This is a genomic window from Roseovarius sp. MBR-154, assembly GCF_053628595.1.
Map to the genome: position 1 here is coordinate 44,761 of NZ_JBRJGR010000004.1, position 18,668 is coordinate 63,428.

Genomic DNA, 18,668 nt, shown 5'->3' on the forward strand with positions numbered 1-18,668 from the left:
GGCCATAAAGCGGGACATCGCTCCTGCGGTGCTCCCGATGTCTGTACCCATGTTGCTCAAAGGAGGATATGGCTATGGCAACGACACTTGATTTTGCACCTCTGTTCCGTTCGAGCGTTGGCTTCGACCGTATGCTCGACGCGCTCGAGACAGCCCGTCGAGTGGAGACGCTCGACAACTGGCCGCCTTATGACATCGTCAAGACCGGCGAGGACGACTATCGCATCGACATGGCGGTGGCGGGCTTTGCCGAAGACGATCTGACCCTGACCCAAGACAAGAACATGCTGATCGTGTCGGGCCGCAAGGAGACGCCCGAAGGTGACGGCGGTGTCAGCTATCTCTATCGTGGCATCGCCGGACGGTCGTTTGAACGTCGGTTCGAACTGGCCGATCACGTCCGGGTCGAAGCGGCCACGCTGTCGAACGGCTTGCTGACCGTCGAGCTCAAGCGCGAGATCCCCGAGGAACTCAAACCGCGTCGGATCGAGATCGCGTCGGCTGAGGCGACCGAGGGTCTCGAGACCAGGCAGCTCGAGACAGCTCCAGAGCCGGAACCGGTCGCGGCCTGAACCAGCTTGGACCCAGAACGGGACGTTCCGGCCGCTCGGGTGGCGGCCGGACGCCCTTCCTGCAATCTGGAGGCTAAGAGATGAACGTGATCAGCGGAGATTTCACAGGACAATCACATGTATCACCCATTCTGAGTCAGGCCGGTTCGCGACCAGACTGGGACTCTTCTCTGCCGGACGATGCGGTCGCCCGGATATGGAAACCGTCGAAATCGGCGATGACCTCGGGGCGCACGCGTACGAAGGGCTGGAAGATGAGCTTTCCACGCCGGACCGGTCCTTGGCTCGAGCCTTTGATGGGCTGGACGGGTGGCGACGACACGATCCAACAGATAGACCTGAGCTTTCCGACGCTGGAAGCCGCTATTCGCCATGCAAAGCGTCTGGGGGTGGCTTACGAGGTGCATCTGCCGGCAGGCGAAGCCGCGCGCCGTGCCGCTCGGGCACGGGACAGGCAGGCCGAGCTGTGGTCCGATGCCACGCTCTCTCGGCTCGGACTGTCCGAGATGCGGCAAACCTATCGTGACGCGATGGCCGGCGCAAAACGGCGGGGCGATCCGAAAGGCGGCGATGATGGGCGTTCTCCCATTGAAGTTGCTTCGGACGCCAGCCTGTCGTTGGAGGCTCGCCGTTCTATCCTGATGAACTGGGCCTACACGGAGTATCTTCAGGATGTCGCCAGCACCGAAGGCATGCCGGAAAACCAGCGTGCATCGCAGTTTGCCGAGGTTGAACGAGCGCTGTTGGCGCTTGAAGCGGCGGTGGCCGCCGACGGATTGTATCCGTCCGTTGAGGAAGGGAGGGCGGCATGAATCCCTTCGTTGCAATTGATGCCCAGCAGGCGGTGCCCGATCGTTTCGCACTGGTCCTCGCCGCGAGCGCCCGCAGCCGGGCGCTGAGGGCCGGGGCAGAACCTCGGGTCGAACCTAAACGGCAAGCAACCGAAGAGCTTGCCTTGGAAGAGATCGCGACCGGTGCGATTTCGCAGGAGGAGCTGTTGCCCTTCCTGCCTGCGCCGGCGCCCAAGCGGCTGGCTCGGCCGCATTGAATCCCTGGTGAAGAGAAAGGAGGTAACACCATGAGCAAGACCTGGACCACGAACTATGACAAGCTTGGCGACGGCATCAGCCTTCTCGCGGGCCTAGCCCTCGCTGGGTTGCCCTTCGTCGTCACGATGACCGATATTGCCTTCTGGAGCGCCCTACTGACAGGCGGACTGATCGCAGTGCTTGCCGCAATTGCGCTTTGGCGACCGCATGAAGGGCTTGACTGGGCGCGTATGGTTGCGGGTGTCTGGGCTGCGATCAGCCCATGGGCTCTCGTAGCCGGCTTCACGCTCAGTATCGCGCTTGCCCATGTGGCCCTCGGCGTGCTCGCGCTGGCCTTTCCCGCCTGGCGGCGCTGGAAGAACGACGGTGGGAATTCTGCTCTGACAGCCTAATTTGGCTACCGGCCCCGCGAACGGGGCCGGTAGTTTCTTACGTTGTTTGAAAGACCAACGAAGTAGTGACGCGTTATCGGGATTCAAACCTCCACCTTCGGAGGGCAGCGCTCAAGAGTGCTGTCGCGTTTCCGCCAAGGCTAAGCTACCGCTCGAAATAGCAATTCCAGACCGCGGGAAATCCCCACAACCATCGCAATTTTCTTAGCTACATCCCTAACATCATCTGGCCCCATGTGCCGACCGTCCAGTGGCAAGTTATGATGGGTGCGCCCCCCCGCAACCAAACCACTCAAGAAACCATATTGGTTTCAGGGCCTTGGCGAGCCGCGAGATGTCGCCGTTCATTCGACCCAAGCAATATCAATGACTTATCCCGATAGGTGCAAATCACCCCGCAACCAACAGCGACCGCGTAGAGCAGCGTCCAATCGGCGTCGTTCTCGTGATGGATGGTGGCGATTTGGGCATGATTTCAGTGCGTTGCGGAGCGACGTGTGCAACGTATGTTCATGGTGCGATCGTGCCGTGTCGTGCGATAGCGTGTGGTCGTCGCTTGTCTTGTCTGAGTGACTGCCGATAGGAGCGGGCGATCTGAATGCCGGTCGCTTGATTGGCTCCGGCCGTTCGAATGGGAACCAAAGCCTGGTTCTGAAAGGTATCGGAACGCATTTTCCCGATACGCGTCGGTAAACGCCGCTCATGTGCAAACGGATGAGCCGCAGCCAAGTCGTTTGGCTGCGGCTCTCCAATTAGCTCGCGGTTTCCTCCGTCAGATCATCCAAAGTCCAGCTAAAGACTTCGGCGTCGGATGACGACATCGAAAACTCAAACCCGGCGGTTGTCGAGGCGAGTTCGGTGTTGCCGCTTACGTCGATGCGGAACCAGCGCGTTTCATCTGCGCCGTCGGACCCGCTGACTTGAGTGAGAGTGATTGTCGTTCCGTCCTCAAGGCTGGCCTGCAGGGCTGGTCCCGCAGCTTCGCTATCGCTCGCCATGCCCGCGCGCACATCCGCAAAGTCGAGCGTCTCGAAGAGCCGGACGATCCGGTTCAACTGGTTCTCGGCGGGAACACGTCCTGTCATCAGCAGTGGATCGATGGTCAGCGTGCCGTCTGCGCCCGACATGGCAATCACGCTGCCATCTTCTGTGGTGAGGGTTGCGCCAGTGAGCAGGGCAGCGTCGACCTCCATCAAGCGCGTGTCGAACCAGCCTGCGCGCGAGATTGGCGGGTCAAGCCGCGCGTGGACGAGCCACGTCGCGTCTTCATCGCCACGCCGGACGTATTGACCGCCGGTGACACCACCCAGGGTGAAATCTCTTTGGCCGGCGATCACATGGGCAAGGGTGTCGCCATCCCCGTCCCGGAGGATGATTTCGCTTCCGGCGCCCTCGTCATCCCCGATAGCAGCAAGTTGCAGATCGGCATGTCGCGCGGGGTCTGCGGTCTTGGCCTCTGCGATGGTGGCCATGGTCATGCCGCTGACAAGGTCGCGCAAGGGATCTGGATCAACCGGGAAGCCGGAGGCCGCGTCGACAAAAACACCGTCGCGGGACTCGATGGTGATGGCGAAGTCGCCTTCCCGGATTTCCAAACTCGCCACATCGGCGCTGGCTTCGGCAAGCCCCGGGAAAAGGGGCTCGCCAGCCTCGGCAAAGGCGGGGGCATTCCCGCTGCCGAAGAGCGTTGCGCCCGCGGCGACGAGTGACAGGGCCGTGGCGCCGCCAAGCATCAGAAAAGACTTCTGGTTCATGAGATGTCTCCTTTGACTGTCTGTTTATGCCGCAACACGGGTCGGCACGGTCCGCTTGGGGCGGCGCAATGCGAAGAAAAGCGCAATGACGGCGGCAAGGAAGGGGACAAGGCCCACATTCAGCGTCGTCACACTGGCCTGAAGCGCCTCCACATCGCTGCGAAGGTCGTATTGCACCTGACGCAGCTCCGCGCGGGCGGCGAGCAGGTCGGCACGCAGGTTCTCCGCCTCGGCCACCATCTCGGCGCTGAAAAGGCCGTTCCCGTCACTGTCTTGCGGAGCGAGGTCGCGCAGGGCGGCTTCGGTCTCGGCAATGCGGTCGAGCAGGGCTTGCTCGGTGGCGCGGTACTCGGCCTCGGCGGCGCGTTCCATCGCCTCGATGCGGGTGAGCGGACGCCAATCCACGGCCCGGCCACGCAGGTCCGCCAGGGCGGCCCCACCGGCCATTTGCTCAACGGCGTTCAGGAAGAAATCACCGTTATTGGCAAAGGCCTGCGGGATCTGCGCACCGAAGATGCTCCGCTGTTGGATCCAATTCCGGTCCATCAGCATGTCGGCATCGCCCGAGAGCAGCACATTGGCGACCTCGGTGCTGGCGATATGCTCGGCCTCCCAATCAGAGCGTTCGGGTTTGCCATCGGGGAAGGCTGATGACACCGCACCGCTGAGGCGTGCGATCACGACGGGGGCTGCATCTACGGCCTCGCCGCTGGTCAGCAGATCACGCGGATCGCCGAAGCGGTTGGAGGCGTCTGTGGCGCTCGCCAGCACAGCGGCGTCGGACACGGTGGCCAGTGGTGTCAGGGTCGGCCCATCTTCGCCGGTCGCAAAGCTGCCCGCCGTGGTCATGACCATGGCCGAGAGCCGGGCAAGGGCAGGGCTGTCCTGGTCGAGCGCGCTCGCATCGAGCCGCAGCCAGGCCGGGTTGCCCACATTCACGTCCCGCCCCTGAACGCGCCGGTTCGTGGTGAGCGCGTAGGTCGGATCGGCGACAGCCAGAGTGGCATCAAAATCCACGCCCCAGCCCTCGAAGAGTGCCGCAAAGTCCGACGCCGCATCCGGCGCGGGCATGCCTTGCGGGCCCATCTGCGTCTCGGCATGGGGATCGACGAAGGCCATCAGGGCACCGCCGCCCATCACCCACTGATCGAGCGCATAGAGCGTGGGCTCGGTCAGACCCTGCGGATGCACGACTGCGACGACTTCGGTGCCTTCGGGGAAGCTGTTCACATCGCCTGACAGGATCTCGACGTCATAAAGCTCGCGCAGCATTGCAAGGCTTTGCTGCTCCGCTCCGCCCATCATGGGATTGCCGGAGAGGCCAATACCGTCGAGCAGAGCGACCTTGGGCTTCTCAGGCTGGCCCAACTCGGCCACGAGCCGGGTCAGATCGTATTCCAGCCAAGCCTCGCGATCCGGCGAGAAGACTGGGATTGTGGAGCGCCCGTCGGTGGAGTTCGTGGCGGCAAGCCCGAAGAACATCGGCTCAGGGGCGCCCGCCAGCGCAATGCGGTTGATGCCAAAGCCCACGGCGCGGTCTTCTGCATCCGAGAAGGGCTCTGGGTCGATCACTTCGAGCGTGATCTGCCCATCGGCCTGATCGGCGTAAGACTGCAACATGCCCCGCACGCGGTCGGCATAGCTGGCCAGTTGCGGTGCGGCCTCCGTCAATCCGTCAGACAGATAGAGCCGCAGGTGCAGGGGCTCAGCGAGATCGGAGAGCAAAGTCTCCGTCCCTTCGGACAGCGTCCAGACTTGAGTTTCCGTGACATCCGCGCGCCATCCATCGAGGGCGCGGGCGGCGAAGATATTGACCGAGATGAACAGCACGGCGCAGAGCGCGATGGAGGTCCCGATCATCTGGCGGCGCGATAGGCCGCCGATCCAATGTGTGAGTTTTGCAAGACGGTCCATTGTCATTGAGCCTTCTTCAGGTCCACGAGGAACGTGTTGATCATGAGAGCAAGGACGATGAGCGAGCCGAAGAAGATCAGCGTCGGAGCCTCAATCAGTCCTTGGGTGATACGCTGGAAGTGTTCGAGCACCGACAACGCGGCGACGGCTTCCGTCAGCCAGTAAGGTGCCCAGCCGCGGATCGCGCCCAGCACAAGCTCAAGCCCGGCCGTGACCAGAAGGAAGGTCACGATGGCGGCCGAGATGAACGCAATCACCTGGTTCTTGGTCAGCGTTGAGATGCAGGCGGCAACGGCCAGAAAGGCCCCAGCCATCAGGAACGTGCCCAGGTATCCAGCTGCGATGACGCCATTATCAGGACTACCCAGCCAATTGACCGTGATCCACAGCGGGGTGGTCAGCGCCAGCGCGACGCCGGTAAAGGCCCAGCCTGCCAGGAACTTGCCCAGCACGATCGTCCAGGGCGCAACGGGCATGGTCATCAACAGCTCGATGGTGCCAGAGCGGCGCTCTTCCGCCCAAAGGCGCATGCCGATGGCCGGGAGTAGCACCAGAAAGAGCCACGGCATCCATGTGAAGAAGGCTGCCATGTCGGCGCTGCCTCGGGCAAAGAAGCCAGAGACAAAGAAGGTCATCGCCCCGGCAAGGGCCAGGAACACAACAAGGAAAATCGCGGCAAGCGGCGTCGCAAAATAGGCGCGGAACTCACGGCCAAAGACGACGCTCACCGAAGAAAGCGAAGCAGTCATGGTTTCGGTCCTTCGTTTTAGTGAATACGGGTGGTCACATCGCGGAAGACGTCTTCGAGGCGCGGGCGATAGATGCCAACTTCCTCCACAGGCAGGTCCGCCGACCTTAGACGAGTCTCAATGGCGCGCGTGTCTTCCGGCTTGTCATTGTAGCGCAGAAGGACCCGCGTGGAGCCGTTCATGCGCTCCATCACCTCAAGTTCGGCCCCATCTGCGAGCGGTTTGATCTTCTCGATGACCGACGCCTCTTCTGGTGAGCCGATGCGGATCTGGATTGCGCGTCCGTCGTCTTTGGAGCCGACAAGATCGCGCGGTGTGGCGTCGGCGACGACTTTGCCGCTTGCGATGATCACCGCGCGGGAGCACACGGCCTCGACCTCTTCAAGAATATGGGTCGAGACGATGATGGATTTATTGGGCGCGATCTCCCGGATGAGGTTACGCATTTCGTGTTTCTGGTTCGGGTCGAGACCATCGGTCGGCTCGTCGAGGATCAAAACATCCGGATCGTGGATCAGCGCCTGCGCGATGCCGACGCGGCGACGATAGCCCTTTGAAAGTGCCTCGATGGGGCGGGACCAGACTTCTGTCAGGCGCACACGCTCGGCCATTTCGGCAAGCCGGTTGTTCAGTTGAGCTTTGCGCAGCCCTCGCATCTTCCCGCAGAAGGTCAGAAAGTCCGCGACAGGCATGTCACCGTAGGCAGGTGCGCCCTCGGGCAAATAGCCGAGTTTCGCCTTTGCTGCCGCAGGGTCGCGCCAGACATCATGGCTGGCGATTTGAGCGGTCCCAGTGTCGGGTTCGAGAAACCCGGTAATCATCTTCATTGTGGTGGATTTTCCCGCTCCGTTCGGACCGAGAAACCCGACAACTTCTCCCCGTGCAACGGACAGAGAGACATCGTCGACCGCGGTCATGTCCCCGAAGCGCTTTTTCAGCCCGTGGGCTTCAACAAGCGTCGTCATTGAGAATGCCTCCAGTTCGGGCCAGCGTGCCCGACGATGGGCCGCGCCAGCGGTTAAGATCAGACCGAACGTTGGAGGTGCTCCCTGTATTCGTGGGCCGCCTCTTCTGGACGGTCGCTTGAGGGTGCCGCGGGCGAGGGGCCCGCGACACTGATGCTTTGATGCAGCGTCCCGCAGGACGCCGGATCGACTTACATGAAGTCGTCCATGCCGGACATGGCAGGCGCGGCAGCCTCTTTCTTGGCCGGTTTGTCGGCCACCATGGCTTCGGTCGTGATGAGAAGGCCGGCAACGGACGACGCATCTTCGAGTGCCGTGCGCACGACCTTTGCCGGGTCGATCACGCCGAAGGAGAACAGATCGCCGTACTCTTCGGTCTGTGCATTGAAGCCGAAGGTGACATCGTCGCTCTCCCGGATCTTGCCAGCAACCACGGACCCGTCGACACCCGCGTTCTCGGCAATCTGGCGCAACGGTGCTTCCAGCGCGCGGCGCACGATCGCGATGCCTGCGTTCTGGTCGGGGTTTGCGCCTTGCAGGCCATCGAGTGCTTTTGCGCCTTGAACCAAGGCGACGCCACCACCGACGACAATGCCTTCCTGAACAGCAGCGCGGGTTGCGTTAAGCGCGTCGTCGACACGGTCCTTGCGCTCTTTCACCTCGACTTCGGTCATACCACCAACACGGATCACGGCAACGCCGCCTGCCAGCTTGGCCACGCGTTCCTGCAGCTTCTCGCGGTCATAGTCGGAGGTGGTTTCTTCGATCTGTGTGCGGATTTGGCTGACGCGGGCATTGATTTCCGACTTCTCACCAGCGCCGTCGATGACTGTCGTCTCTTCCTTGGTGATCGCGACTTTCTTCGCGGTACCGAGCATGTCGATGGTGACATTCTCAAGCTTCATGCCGAGGTCTTCGGAAATCACCTGGCCGCCGGTCAGGATCGCGATGTCCTGCAGCATGGCTTTGCGACGGTCACCGAAGCCAGGAGCCTTCACAGCAGCGATCTTCAGACCGCCGCGCAGTTTGTTGACGACTAAAGTTGCCAACGCTTCGCCTTCCACGTCCTCGGCAATGACCAGAAGCGGCTTGCCTGCCTGAATGATGGACTCAAGCAGTGGCACAAGCGGCTGGAGGGAAGACAGTTTCTTCTCGTGGATCAGGATGAACGGATCCTCAAGCTCTGCTGTCATCTTGTCGGCGTTGGTCACGAAATACGGGCTGAGATAGCCGCGGTCGAACTGCATACCTTCGACGACTTCGGTTTCGGTCTCCAGGCCCTTGTTTTCTTCGACGGTGATCACACCGTCATTGCCGACCTTCTGCATGGCGTCGGCAATCTGGCGCCCGATCTCTGCTTCGCCATTGGCCGAGATGGTGCCGACCTGCGCAACCTCGTCGCTGTCTTTGACGTCACGGGCAGCCGCCTTGATGGCTTCGACAACCTTCGACGTTGCAAGATCGATGCCGCGCTTGAGGTCCATCGGGTTCATGCCCGCGGCCACGGCTTTCATGCCCTCGTTGACGATGGCCTGCGCCAGAACGGTCGACGTCGTGGTGCCGTCTCCGGCCTGATCGTTGGTGCGGCTGGCCACTTCCTTGACCATCTGCGCACCCATGTTCTCGAACTTGTCTTCCAGTTCGATCTCTTTGGCGACGGTCACGCCGTCTTTCGTGATGCGGGGCGCGCCAAAGCTCTTGTCGATCACGACATTGCGGCCTTTGGGACCAAGCGTCACTTTCACCGCATCGGCCAAAGTGTTCACGCCGCGCAGCATCCGGGAGCGGGCGGCGGTCTCGAATTTGACGTCCTTTGCAGACATCTTTGTCTCTCTCCTGTGTCTTGTGTGGAATTACGCGGCTTTCGCAACTTTTGTGTCTTCGATGATGCCGAGGATGTCGCTCTCTTTCATGATCAGCATCTCCTCACCATCGAGGGTAATCTCGGTGCCCGACCACTTGCCGAAGAGGATGTGGTCGCCTGCTTTCACCGCCATCTCGATGTGTTTGCCATGCTCGTCACGCGCGCCGGGGCCAACCGCGATGACTTCACCGCGCCCGGGTTTTTCCTTGGCAGTATCGGGGATGATCAACCCGCCGGCGGTCTTTTCGTCGCTGTCAACGCGGCGCACCAGAACGCGGTCATGCAGAGGGGTAAATGTCATGTACAAGGCTCCTCCGTTAGAGTGTCACTGCTTTTGGCACTCACGTCGACAGAGTGCCAACGACGCGTAGATCGTGGGGAGGATTTTCGATTTCAAGATGTTCGGGAAAAAATTTTATGGGTTTAAAATCATAGTCTTGGACAGAATTGGCGAAATCATGCCATGTCAGCGCGTCGTCAAACGGCCTCAGTGCACAGTGCCGCGTGCGTACCTGCCAAGCTGCAAGGATGAGGTCGAATAAACGGCAGTTGCCGGCTCAAATGGTCGCCTACGGGGCGGCCAACTGCGCGGTCACCTCACGCGTTTCACCGTCCCGCCAAACGGTCAGTATGACCCGGTCGCCGGGTTCGTAGTTGTCTAGGAGCGCGCCAAGGTCAGTGCCTGATGCGATGCGTTGTCCATCCACGCGTTGAATGACATCTCCCGCCACGATGCCGCCATGCGGGCTGCGTTCGGCTGGCCGCAGTCCTGCCACATCCGCGGGGCCACCAGCATCGACAGACAACACGACGGCCCCTTCGATGCCATTCCGACGCGCCAACGCGTCGATGCGGGGGTCAAACCGGATACCGAGGATCGGCGGGCGATACACTCCAGTCGCGATCAGTTGCGGTACAACACGTTTCACCAGATCCACGGGCACGGCGAACCCGATCCCCGAGAATGCGCCGGACGGGCTGAAGATCGCGGTATTCACGCCGATCAACCGGCCTGAACTGTCGAGAAGCGGCCCACCGGAATTACCGGGATTGATCGCCGCATCGGTCTGGATCAGACCTTCGATCACACCGTTCCCGATCGGGATCTCGCGATCGAGTGCAGAGACGATTCCAGTCGTCAGCGTCCAGTCGAGGCCGAAGGGGTTGCCGATCGCCAACACGCTTTGACCGACGCGCAGATCGGCACTGTTGCCGTTTTCCAAAGGCTCCACAGGTGTGCCATCGAGATCGACCCGAAGCACGGCGAGATCGAATTGCGGTGCAGTTCCGACAAGTCGTGCAGGCAAGACGCGCCCGTCCGACATGTGAATGTCCGCCCGCGCGGCCCCTCGGATGACATGCGCGTTCGTCACGATATGGCCGTCTTCCCCCCAAAAGAAGCCGGACCCCGACCCGCTCGGCACGATTTCGGCCCGGCGCATCCACGGATCAACACGCCTTTGCCCCGTCGTGATCGACACGACCGAAGACCGCGACGCCTCGAAAAGCGAGATCAACCGCTCCTCTGGCGCCGTGAGGTCCTGGGCGACTGCCGATGCTGCCAACACCAGCGTTAAGGCCATTGCGCAAAACAGCTTCAGCATCGGCGGGCGCCCTTCGGTCAGGCCCCGAAGGCGCGGGACATGATGGACCCCAAACGGCGTGCGAAGCCGGCGGGATCGGCCGGGGTTTCGCCTTCGACGATCCGGGCCTGATCGAGCAGAAGGTGTGCGGCGTCTTTGAGCAGGTCATCCGCGTCGCTCTCGGCGCGTTCCGCGAGCTTCGAGATGAGCGCGTGATTTGGGTTCAGTTCCAAGACTCTTGGCAAGCCGTCCCGCAATTGCCCGTGGCGCCTCAGCAACCTCTCGAGGTTCACGTCGATGTCGCCTTCATCCGCAATCAGGCAAACGGGGCTGTCAGTCAGACGCTTGGACGGGCGGACGTCTTTGACGGCCTCACCAAGCTCTGCCTTGATCGCCGCGATGAGTTTGGACAGGTCAGCCGCGCCGTCGTCGTCCTTGTCGGCTTCGTCGGCGTCGGCCTCGATCGCATCCAGATCCGCAGCACCTCGCGTGATGGATTTGAACGGTTTGCCCTCGAATTCGTGGATGTGCTGGAGCCAGAACTCGTCCACGTGGTCCGACAGCAGCAAGACTTCGACCCCCTTGGCCTTGAAGCCTTCGAGATGCGGGGATTGCGTCAGTTTGCCTGCGTCTTCGCCCGCGATGTAGAATATCGCGTCCTGACCCTCTTTCATGCGTTCGACATAAGCCGACAGGCTGGTGAGCGCCTCGGGGCCGGTCGAGGCAAACCGACAGACTTCCAAAATCCGGTCGCGTGAGGCGGCATCTTCGACAAGGCCTTCTTTCAGGACGGCGCCGAAATGGCCCCAGAAGGTGGCATAGTCTTCCGGTGCCTTTGTCGCCTTCTTCTTGAGTTCACTCAGGACCTTTTTGGTGACCTGGCTCTTGATTTTGGCAAGCTTCGGGTCGGTCTGCAGCATTTCACGCGAGACATTCAGGGACAGGTCCTGGCTATCGACCACGCCCCGAAGGAAGCGCAGATAGGCCGGGATCAGGTCCTTCGTCGTCTCTGAGATGAACACGCGGTTCACGTAGAGCTTCACATGGCTTTTGCGTTCCGGATCGAACAGGTCGAACGGCTGCACCGACGGCACGAACAGAAGGCTTGTGTGGTTGAGCGACCCTTCCACCTTGTTGTGGATGGTGTGCCAGGGCGTGTCGAAGGCATGCGACGTGTGCTTGTAGAACTCGGTGTATTGGTCCTGGGTGATGTCCTTCGGCGCCTTCGTCCACAGCGCTTGGGCCGCGTTGAGGGTCTCGTCGCCCAGCTTCACCGGAAAGCTGATATGTTCCGAATAGGTCTTGATGATCTGGCGGATGCGCGCAGGGTCCGCGAACTCCTTGGCGTCTTTCTTGAGGTGAAGCGTCACGGTGGTGCCAGCGGCATCGCGGGTCGCAGGTTCAATGGTGAAGGAACCCTTGCCGTCGGAGGACCAGAGCCAGGCCTCGTTTTCACCGGCCTTGCGGGTCAGCACGTCAACCTGTGAAGCCACCATGAACGCCGAATAGAAGCCCACGCCAAACTGACCGATAAGGCCGGGGGCATCCTTTTCGTCGGCCTTCAACGCTTCGATGAACGCGCCGGTCCCGGACTTGGCGATCGTGCCGAGCGTGTCGAGTAGGTCGGCATGGTTCATGCCGATGCCGTTGTCTGAAATCGAAAGGGTTTTGTTATCGGCAGCGAGAGTGATCGCGAACCCGTCGGCGGGGGCGAGGCTTGCATCCGTCAGCGCCGCGTAGCGAAGCTTGTCGCAGGCGTCCGACGCGTTCGAGACAAGCTCGCGCAGGAACACCTCGCGGTTGGAGTAAAGCGAGCCTGCGACAATCTCCAGAAGCTGCCCCACCTCGGTCTGGAAAGAAAAGGTCTCTTTCTCAAGAACTTCGGTCATGTTTTCTCCTCCAGTTTCAAACGCGGCGCTGATTTATGGATCGCGCGCGGGGCCTTCAATAGGCGTCGTTCACCCCCACGGACCCGCGCCTGCTTGTGCGCGCGGTGCACGACGCATGGATGCACCGCTGAGTTTCCGCAGTTCCGCTATGCGCTTTTCTATGGGTGGATGTGTGGCAAACAGGCTGTCCACAGCCTGCATATGCAGCGGGTTCACGATGAACATATGCGCGGTGGCCGGGTTTCTTTCGGCGGCGATGTTGTCGATCCGGCCCGAAAGGACCCCCAGTTTGTTGAGTGCCGAGGCCAGCCACTCAGGGTTCCCGCAGATCGCTGCACCTTCGGCATCAGCCTCGTACTCGCGCACCCGGCTGATCGCCATTTGCACCATCGCCGCCGCGAGGGGTGCCAGGATCATCATGGCGATTGTGCCGATCATCCCGAGCGGGCGGTCCCGCCCGCCGCCGAAGAAAATGGCGAAATTGGCGAGCAGCGACACGGCGCCCGCCAGCGTGGCCGTGATCGTCATGGTCAGCGTGTCGCGGTTCTTGATATGCGCCAGCTCATGGGCCACGACGCCCGCGACCTCCTCTCGGCTCATATTGCGGAGCAGTCCGCGTGTGACGGCAACGGCCGCGTTTTCGGGGTTTCGCCCGGTGGCAAAAGCGTTGGGTTGCTCGGTCTCGATGATGTAGAGGGCGGGAATTGGCATCCCCGCCCGTCGCGCCATGCTTGCCGTCATCTCCCACAGTTCTGGTGCCGATCTTTGATCCACAGGCCGTGCGCCATGCATCCGCAGCACGGCCTTGTCAGAGTTCCAGTAAGCAAAAAAGTTCATGCCCGCCGCGACGGCCAGTGCGATGACGAACCCCGCCTCACCGCCCAGCAAAAGCCCAGCCACCCCCACAAAGGCGGTCATGGCTGCCATAAGCATGAAGGTGCGAACCATCCGTTTCCTCCGAGTATTTACGCCCCGCATATAGGCTTGGCCGAAATCAGAGACAATAAATGTCCAAACCGGAATGGGGTCGTCAATTGCTTCCAATTTCAGTGGAGCGTCGGTGACATGAGGTCGAACCCATGAAATAAATGGCACGATTAGTCAGCGTGCATTAATGAGTGGCACGCAAAGGGCAATGAGTCCAAAAGAATTCAAAAGAAATCGGTTTGAGCATTACGGATATATCCGAGACCAAACAAAAGAGCCCGACGGTTTCATCCGCCGGGCTCTCGACATCGGCGGAATGGCGATTATTCGCTAGCCGGGGCTACCTCTTCAGCGGCTGGAGCCACGGCTTCGGTCGCACCGGTCCCGAACCAGTCGAAATAGTACCCGGCGCCACCAAGCGCGATGATCGCGGCGACGGCAACAGCGCCCCAGATCTTCCAGTTGATCTGCTTTGGAAGTTTTTCGGTCATAGCCATGTGCAGTGTCCTCTTGATCAAGATTGACGTTTGTACAAAGTTGGTTACTCAGCAGGTTCTTCGATCAGACCAGCCTTGAGTGCGGCTGTCAGTTCGTCTTCGTCGACATACTCATCGTCACCGGTGTCGACCTTTGCAAAGGTCTTTTCGGTCAGATCGGGGTAAAGCTCCGCCATTTCGGCGAAAGAGATGAGGCTGTCGCCATCGGTGTCGACATCGGATACCGAAAGAGCGAAAGCGGGTGCCGCCAACAGAGCGGCAACGGTTGCACCAACTGCTAAACGACGCATTTGCGCATCTCCTGTTTTACGTTTTGGGAGGCCCATCCTCCCGCGCGCCGCACAGATTTGTTGGGCCAAAAACGATTTCAAGAGGTCTGATCGGCAAATTTTCTGTCGTCGGCGGTCCCGTGCTTATGCAGATCTGTCGCCATGTGACTTGTGGCATTCGCGGGCATTGCAACGAAGCCCTGCTTGTCGCCTTCTGGCTGGCGGCTGTCGGTCAACAGGCGCCAAATGACATAGGCGGCGAAACCGAATTGAAGTGCAGCCGCCGCCGCAAAAAAGGTCGCGGGGCCGAATGCTTCGATGAGGATACCGCTCGAAATCGGACCAAGCGCCGACCCGATCGCGTAGAAGAGCAACAGAGCGCTGGCTGCTGCGACAACTTCATCAGCCTCGATCCGGTCGTTGATATGGGCGAGGCAAACGGAGTAAATCGAGATGCTGGCGGCGCCATAGAGTGCGGAGGTCAACAGAAAGACTTCCCAGTCTTCTGTACTGATTGTTGTGAGTGTAACAGCGCAGCAACCTGCCAAGAGGGTCACGAGCCCGATCACCACGCGGCGGTCGATCACATCCGATAGCCAGCCGACCGGCCATTGTGCGACCAGCGCGCCGATCATGACAACGGACATGAAGACCGCGACCTCGGTATCGGAAAGCCCGGACAACTGCCCGTAGGTTGGCCCCAACCCCTAAAACGCACTGGTCCAGACACCGATCAGAAAGCCGCCGACCAACGCAATGGGTGAGATCGCAAAAAGCCTCGATATTGAACTTCGGCTGGCCTGAATGTCTGGAGAGACTGCACCCCGAGATAACGTCAATGGGACGAGAGACAGAGACACCAGAATTGAGATGACCGCGAAGAGCACGAAGCCTTCAGGATCGGCGAGGCCGATCATCGGCTGGCTCGCGGCCCAGGCCCCCATCATCAACGCGCCATAGGTTGCAAGGACGCGTCCGCGCGACCGGCTCGGCGTTGACGCATTCAGCCAGCTTTCGACAACCACGATCATCGCCGCATAGCAGAAGCCATTCAGAAATCTGAGAACCAGCCATCCGGACACACTGACATTGAGCGCGTAAACCAACGCAATGGCTGAGGTTGTCGACGCAAAGGCGGCAAACGCGCGGATATGGCCGACGCCCATGATCACGCCGGGGCTCCAGACCGATCCTGCGGCGAAGCCCGCGAAGTAGGCCGACATAACGAGGCCGATGTCTCCTGCCGACATGCCTTCTCGACCACCACGGATGCCAAGCAAGGTGCCTTGCAGTCCGTGCCCCAAGGTCAGAAGCGCAACCGAGGCAAGGACTGGCGCGATGGCGACAATCACCGATGTCGTAGTTTTTTCTTTGCATCTCATAAGTTTCGCAGTTGGTCGCTTTGCCATTTTCGCGGGCGAGATGGGAAATGGTTCTTCACTGGTCAAGAGATTGAAATGCCCGCCGCGCCTCCCCAACTCGCCACCGCTCGAGCCGGGATGTTTCCGACCGGGCCAATTGCACTGAACACATGATGGAGGACATGGATGGCACAATCCGCAAAACTGCGTCCCGACCTTGACGTTCGGGCACAAAAGAACATCGCACATAACGCGCGGGCAGAGGTCATCGCGTTCCCGAAACGGGACCAACGAAGGAAAGATGCTGGCAAGAACACCGTACCGCACACGGTGCCCCTGGCGTTGATCCATCGGCCCGCGCGGTCCGCAATGACGTCCGGACCGCGTAGCAAGACTTGGCGACTTGACCTGCAAGCCACGCGGCCGCATTGGCTGGAGCCTCTGATGGGCTGGACAGCCGGGGACGATCCGGCGCGCCAGGTGTCACTGACCTTTACGACCAAAGAGGCCGCACTCGATTTTGCCGAACGCCAGGGCTGGCGTGCAATCGTGCTGCCAGAGAACCGCCGCAAACCGGTGATCAAGAGCTATGTGGACAATTTCCGCCCGGATCGGCGCATCTGAGGGAAGGACGCGATGAGACATCCGGTAGACATCGCCGATGCGGTCGCGCGAGACGCCGACCGCTTCGGCCTTATCCTTGCGGCCGCCGAGCATGCGCGGGAGATGGGAAACAACGTTGTCAAATGGCAGGCACCGCCTAGTGGTACGCGCTGCGCAGTGGCGCTCAACGAGGTCGCACGCGATGCGCAACTGCGGCGAGAGACGTGGCAGAGAGTGATCGAAAGACGACGCCGGACGGGGGAGGTGGACGCACCGTCCGAAACGGAGCTTCTGGGCGAAGCAAATCTAATGCAGCTTTTGTCCGACGCATCGGACAGTGATGATCTGGCGGCATAGGTGTGGGACTCCGCGCGTGTGTTTGTGAGGCCGAGACGGGGTTGCCGAACACGCACGTCCGTCTCGCGGCCTCACGCCGCCAGACCCCGCGGCCTTTCTACTCGTTTGGCGATAGAGGCGAGGTCGGTGTCACCCAGCGTCTCCCGTTCGAGCAGCACGCGGGAGGTTTCCGAGATCCGGTCGCGTTTTGCTTGCAAAGGCACGAGCGCTTCATCGGAGACCGCGTCGATTACTCCGTATGCGTTGGCTTGGATGCGTCCCATGTCGACAAAAAATGTACAAAGACATTCTTGAAAACGGGGCTCGCTCTCACCTTATCAGCGTTGAGACGCCCAGATGGGGTTTCAAGGATACGCATAAAGGTTCGGCTCTGATAGCGGACCACCGGCCACTCGCCAATTCGGGAGAGGATCGGCAAACGCGAATGACATCGAACGCCGCTTGATCGGCGAACCTTTAGACATGTCCGACCTCCTCGGGCGCCTCAATAGCATGCGGCCTTTGTCGCATGGATGGATTGGCAAAATGAGGAGGCAAGATATGTACTACCCCACCTATACGCGCCGCAGCGACCCCTTTGGAATGATGCGTTCCATGCTGCGCGACGTGAACCGGTTTATCCCGACGAACTCCGATCAATCCGTCTTTCCGGCGGTGAATGTCTGGCAAGGCGATGATGCTGTTGCCGTCACGGCGGAACTCCCCGGTATCGACCCGTCCGACATCGATATTTCGGTCAAGGACAACGTTCTGACGATCTCGGGCGAGCGCAAGGCACCGGACGTGCCGGACACCGCGCGCTGGCATCGAAATGAACGCCGTTTCGGAAAATTCACCCGCGCGATCCGACTGCCCTTTGCCGCGTCCGACGACAAGGTCGAAGCACGGATGACGGCGGGCGTCCTGCGCATCGTCGTGGGTCGTCCGGACGAGGACAAGCCACGGAAGATCGAGATCAAAGCCGCTTGAGAGGAGAAGACGCAAATGACGGACCAAATGACACACACGCCTGAGACGGTTGAGAAAACCCCGGCCCAGGCCCCCGAGACCATGGCGGGCGGTCGCATCTATCAACCGCTCACCGATATCGTGGAAACGGATGAGGGTGTCACGCTGATGCTCGAGATGCCTGGCGTTTCTGCCGAAGACGTCGACGTCACGCTTGAAAAGCGCGTGCTGACAGTCCGCGGCAAGATCCAGGGCACGCATCCCGAAAAGCTGCAACTGGCATACGCCGAATACGGAGAAGGCGATTACGAACGCGCCTTCACCCTGTCCGACGATTTCGACCCGGACAAGATCGGCGCGTCGGTCTCGCATGGCGTGCTGACCGTAACGCTGCCTAGGGCCGCCGAGGCCCAGCCCAAGAAGATCGCCGTGACAGGGTCCTGATCCGGGGCTCTACGCGCAGATATGAAGGAGGAATAACATGCAGATCAAGGATTTGATCCCCTGGGCACGCAAGGACCATGCGCCCGAGCCGAAGGCCGATGATCAGAACCCCATCGCCAGTTTGCAGCGCGAAATGAACCGGGTCTTTGAAAGCTTCTGGACCCGCGCCGGCGACCTCGACTGGCCCTGGGGCGGTGGAGATGCCAAGTCCGACGTCGTCGAGACCAAGGACCATGTCGAGGTCTCGATCGAGCTGCCCGGCATGGACATGTCGGACATCGAGGTGTCTGTCACCGACGACATGCTGACCGTAAAGGGCGAAAAAAAGGTCGAGCGGCAGGAAGAGAAGAAGGGGTACTACCTCTCCGAGCGCAGCTATGGCGCGATCTACCGCACGATCCCGTTGCCTCCGGGTGTCGATGGCGAAAAGGCCGAGGCCAGCTTCAGGAACGGCGTGCTGACCATCAAGCTGCCGCAAACCCCGGAAGCACAGGCCAAGGTAAAACGCATCGAAGTGCAGGCCGCGTGATC

The 18,668-nt window shown here is 60.8% G+C and carries 23 protein-coding genes; 9 read left to right on the top strand and 14 right to left on the bottom strand.

Going from position 1 to position 18,668, the window contains the following annotated elements; genetic code table 11:
* Positions 1-74 precede the first annotated feature (74 nt).
* From ACSSV4_RS06745 to ACSSV4_RS06760, 4 genes are all read left to right on the top strand, one after another.
* On the top strand, positions 75-572 hold the full coding sequence (locus tag ACSSV4_RS06745) for an Hsp20 family protein (protein WP_043869993.1): 498 nt from the start codon (positions 75-77) through the stop codon (positions 570-572).
* An 80-nt stretch (positions 573-652) separates the two neighbouring features.
* Positions 653-1,384, top strand: coding sequence for an NADH dehydrogenase ubiquinone Fe-S protein 4 (locus ACSSV4_RS06750; RefSeq protein ID WP_114669618.1), 732 nt, complete (start codon positions 653-655; stop codon positions 1,382-1,384).
* Positions 1,381-1,620 carry a DNA-directed RNA polymerase subunit omega gene (gene rpoZ, locus ACSSV4_RS06755; protein ID WP_052453270.1) on the top strand — a complete coding sequence of 80 codons (240 nt, stop codon included), beginning with the start codon at positions 1,381-1,383 and terminating at the stop codon, positions 1,618-1,620. The genes ACSSV4_RS06750 and rpoZ overlap by 4 nt, the downstream gene beginning before the upstream one ends.
* 30 nt (positions 1,621-1,650) lie before the next feature.
* Entirely contained in the window at positions 1,651-2,013 is a 363-nt protein-coding gene (locus ACSSV4_RS06760; protein ID WP_052453269.1) for an SPW repeat domain-containing protein, read from the top strand.
* Positions 2,014-2,765: 752 nt separating this feature from the next.
* On the opposite strand, the gene ACSSV4_RS06765 is transcribed toward ACSSV4_RS06760, so the two are convergent.
* From ACSSV4_RS06765 to ACSSV4_RS06825, 13 genes are all read right to left on the bottom strand, one after another.
* Positions 2,766-3,767, bottom strand: a complete 1,002-nt coding sequence (locus ACSSV4_RS06765) for a DUF4340 domain-containing protein (protein WP_454274269.1) — start codon at positions 3,765-3,767, stop codon at positions 2,766-2,768.
* A 24-nt stretch (positions 3,768-3,791) separates the two neighbouring features.
* Complete coding sequence (locus ACSSV4_RS06770) at positions 3,792-5,681, bottom strand: GldG family protein (RefSeq protein WP_454274271.1); 1,890 nt, start codon at positions 5,679-5,681, stop codon at positions 3,792-3,794.
* A 2-nt stretch (positions 5,682-5,683) separates the two neighbouring features.
* Entirely contained in the window at positions 5,684-6,430 is a 747-nt protein-coding gene (locus tag ACSSV4_RS06775; protein WP_454274273.1) for an ABC transporter permease, read from the bottom strand.
* Between the two features lie 17 nt (positions 6,431-6,447).
* Positions 6,448-7,395, bottom strand: a complete 948-nt coding sequence (locus tag ACSSV4_RS06780) for an ABC transporter ATP-binding protein (protein ID WP_454274274.1) — start codon at positions 7,393-7,395, stop codon at positions 6,448-6,450.
* 191 nt (positions 7,396-7,586) lie between these two features.
* Positions 7,587-9,218, bottom strand: a complete 1,632-nt coding sequence (groL, locus tag ACSSV4_RS06785) for a chaperonin GroEL (RefSeq protein ID WP_454274276.1) — start codon at positions 9,216-9,218, stop codon at positions 7,587-7,589.
* A 30-nt stretch (positions 9,219-9,248) separates the two neighbouring features.
* A complete protein-coding gene (locus tag ACSSV4_RS06790; RefSeq protein WP_454274278.1) occupies positions 9,249-9,560 on the bottom strand; it encodes a co-chaperone GroES in 312 nt (103 codons plus the stop codon).
* A gap of 268 nt (positions 9,561-9,828) precedes the next feature.
* Complete coding sequence (locus ACSSV4_RS06795; protein WP_454274279.1) at positions 9,829-10,863, bottom strand: S1C family serine protease; 1,035 nt, start codon at positions 10,861-10,863, stop codon at positions 9,829-9,831.
* Positions 10,864-10,880: 17 nt separating this feature from the next.
* Entirely contained in the window at positions 10,881-12,731 is a 1,851-nt protein-coding gene (htpG, locus tag ACSSV4_RS06800; RefSeq protein ID WP_454274281.1) for a molecular chaperone HtpG, read from the bottom strand.
* A 69-nt stretch (positions 12,732-12,800) separates the two neighbouring features.
* A complete protein-coding gene (gene htpX / locus ACSSV4_RS06805) occupies positions 12,801-13,679 on the bottom strand; it encodes a zinc metalloprotease HtpX (RefSeq protein WP_454274522.1) in 879 nt (292 codons plus the stop codon).
* Between the two features lie 302 nt (positions 13,680-13,981).
* Positions 13,982-14,155, bottom strand: coding sequence for a hypothetical protein (locus ACSSV4_RS06810; protein ID WP_454274282.1), 174 nt, complete (start codon positions 14,153-14,155; stop codon positions 13,982-13,984).
* Between the two features lie 44 nt (positions 14,156-14,199).
* Complete coding sequence (locus ACSSV4_RS06815; RefSeq protein ID WP_454274284.1) at positions 14,200-14,445, bottom strand: hypothetical protein; 246 nt, start codon at positions 14,443-14,445, stop codon at positions 14,200-14,202.
* A gap of 77 nt (positions 14,446-14,522) precedes the next feature.
* A complete protein-coding gene (locus ACSSV4_RS06820) occupies positions 14,523-15,128 on the bottom strand; it encodes an MFS transporter (RefSeq protein WP_454274285.1) in 606 nt (201 codons plus the stop codon).
* Between the two features lie 3 nt (positions 15,129-15,131).
* Complete coding sequence (locus ACSSV4_RS06825) at positions 15,132-15,872, bottom strand: hypothetical protein (protein ID WP_454274287.1); 741 nt, start codon at positions 15,870-15,872, stop codon at positions 15,132-15,134.
* Positions 15,873-15,971: 99 nt separating this feature from the next.
* Here ACSSV4_RS06825 and ACSSV4_RS06830 point away from each other — a divergent pair, with 99 nt between their 5' ends.
* Both ACSSV4_RS06830 and ACSSV4_RS06835 read left to right on the top strand, forming a co-directional pair.
* Positions 15,972-16,409 carry an ETC complex I subunit gene (locus ACSSV4_RS06830; protein WP_454274289.1) on the top strand — a complete coding sequence of 146 codons (438 nt, stop codon included), beginning with the start codon at positions 15,972-15,974 and terminating at the stop codon, positions 16,407-16,409.
* Positions 16,410-16,421: 12 nt separating this feature from the next.
* Positions 16,422-16,745 carry a hypothetical protein gene (locus ACSSV4_RS06835; RefSeq protein ID WP_454274290.1) on the top strand — a complete coding sequence of 108 codons (324 nt, stop codon included), beginning with the start codon at positions 16,422-16,424 and terminating at the stop codon, positions 16,743-16,745.
* 71 nt (positions 16,746-16,816) lie between these two features.
* Here the strand turns inward: ACSSV4_RS06835 and ACSSV4_RS06840 are convergent, their stop codons facing one another.
* Entirely contained in the window at positions 16,817-17,008 is a 192-nt protein-coding gene (locus tag ACSSV4_RS06840) for a hypothetical protein (protein ID WP_454274292.1), read from the bottom strand.
* Between the two features lie 331 nt (positions 17,009-17,339).
* On the opposite strand from ACSSV4_RS06840, the gene ACSSV4_RS06845 reads away from it, so the two are divergent.
* From ACSSV4_RS06845 to ACSSV4_RS06855, 3 genes are read left to right on the top strand one after another with little or no spacing between them, the layout of a single operon-like run.
* A complete protein-coding gene (locus ACSSV4_RS06845; protein ID WP_454274294.1) occupies positions 17,340-17,714 on the top strand; it encodes an Hsp20/alpha crystallin family protein in 375 nt (124 codons plus the stop codon).
* A 27-nt stretch (positions 17,715-17,741) separates the two neighbouring features.
* The gene (locus tag ACSSV4_RS06850; protein ID WP_454274296.1) at positions 17,742-18,137 is read left to right on the top strand and encodes an Hsp20/alpha crystallin family protein; all 396 of its coding nucleotides are present in this window, start codon (positions 17,742-17,744) and stop codon (positions 18,135-18,137) included.
* 37 nt (positions 18,138-18,174) lie between these two features.
* A complete protein-coding gene (locus ACSSV4_RS06855) occupies positions 18,175-18,666 on the top strand; it encodes an Hsp20/alpha crystallin family protein (RefSeq protein WP_454274298.1) in 492 nt (163 codons plus the stop codon).
* Positions 18,667-18,668: the final 2 nt, after the last annotated feature.